The sequence below is a fragment of the Companilactobacillus huachuanensis genome (genome assembly GCF_005404815.1).
Lineage (GTDB): Bacteria > Bacillota > Bacilli > Lactobacillales > Lactobacillaceae > Companilactobacillus > Companilactobacillus huachuanensis.
Map to the genome: position 1 here is coordinate 1 of NZ_BJDF01000045.1, position 1,769 is coordinate 1,769.

A 1,769-nucleotide genomic window follows, 5' to 3' on the forward strand; every position below is an offset into this window, starting at 1 on the left:
CTTAATCAGCTGGTAGACCTTTGAAAACTGAACAAAGTTTTAACACTAAAATTGTGTAGGCCAACATTAATTTGTTGGATTTACAACGAAGTCAATTCGCTAGTTTTTAATATTTTTTATTGAGTCACAAACTTTTAATATGAGAGTTTGATCCTGGCTCAGGACGAACGCTGGCGGCATGCCTAATACATGCAAGTCGAACGAACTTTCCCGATGATTGAAGCTTGCTTCATGAATCGGATCTAAGTGAGTGGCGGACGGGTGAGTAACACGTGGGTAACCTGCCCAAAAGTGGGGGATAACATCTGGAAACAGGTGCTAATACCGCATAACAACTACTTTCACATGATCGTAGCTTGAAAGATGGCTCTGCTATCGCTTTTGGATGGACCCGCGGCGTATTAGCTAGTTGGTGAGATAAAGGCTCACCAAGGCAATGATACGTAGCCGACCTGAGAGGGTAATCGGCCACATTGGGACTGAGACACGGCCCAAACTCCTACGGGAGGCAGCAGTAGGGAATCTTCCACAATGGGCGAAAGCCTGATGGAGCAATGCCGCGTGAGTGAAGAAGGTTTTCGGATCGTAAAACTCTGTTGTTGAAGAAGAACATGCGTGAGAGTAACTGTTCACGTACTGACGGTATTCAACCAGAAAGCCACGGCTAACTACGTGCCAGCAGCCGCGGTAATACGTAGGTGGCAAGCGTTGTCCGGATTTATTGGGCGTAAAGAGAATGTAGGCGGTTTATTAAGTTTGAAGTGAAAGCCCTCGGCTCAACCGAGGAAGTGCTTCGAAAACTGGTAAACTTGAGTGCAGAAGAGGAAAGTGGAACTCCATGTGTAGCGGTGGAATGCGTAGATATATGGAAGAACACCAGTGGCGAAGGCGGCTTTCTGGTCTGTAACTGACGCTGAGATTCGAAAGCATGGGTAGCAAACAGGATTAGATACCCTGGTAGTCCATGCCGTAAACGATGAGTGCTAAGTGTTGGAGGGTTTCCGCCCTTCAGTGCTGCAGCTAACGCATTAAGCACTCCGCCTGGGGAGTACGATCGCAAGATTGAAACTCAAAGGAATTGACGGGGGCCCGCACAAGCGGTGGAGCATGTGGTTTAATTCGAAGCAACGCGAAGAACCTTACCAGGTCTTGACATACCATGAAAAGCTAAGAGATTAGTCTTTCCCTTCGGGGACATGGATACAGGTGGTGCATGGTTGTCGTCAGCTCGTGTCGTGAGATGTTGGGTTAAGTCCCGCAACGAGCGCAACCCTTATTATCAGTTGCCAGCATTCAGTTGGGCACTCTGGTGAGACTGCCGGTGACAAACCGGAGGAAGGTGGGGACGACGTCAAATCATCATGCCCCTTATGACCTGGGCTACACACGTGCTACAATGGTCGGTACAACGTGCTGCGAACTCGCGAGGGTAAGCAAATCACTTAAAACCGATCTCAGTTCGGATTGCAGGCTGCAACTCGCCTGCATGAAGCTGGAATCGCTAGTAATCGCGGATCAGCATGCCGCGGTGAATACGTTCCCGGGCCTTGTACACACCGCCCGTCACACCATGAGAGTTTGTAACACCCAAAGCCGGTGGGGTAACCCTTCGGGGAGCTAGCCGTCTAAGGTGGGACAAATGATTAGGGTGAAGTCGTAACAAGGTAGCCGTAGGAGAACCTGCGGCTGGATCACCTCCTTTCTAAGGATATGATGCGTAAGCATCAACGGAAATACACAATTGTTAAAACTTTGTTTAGTTTTGAGAG

At 48.9% G+C, this 1,769-nt stretch carries 1 rRNA gene; it reads left to right on the forward strand.

Annotated elements, in window-relative coordinates:
• Positions 1-135 precede the first annotated feature (135 nt).
• Positions 136-1,702 (forward strand): 16S ribosomal RNA (locus FFM71_RS13210).
• The last annotated feature ends 67 nt before the right edge of the window (positions 1,703-1,769 follow it).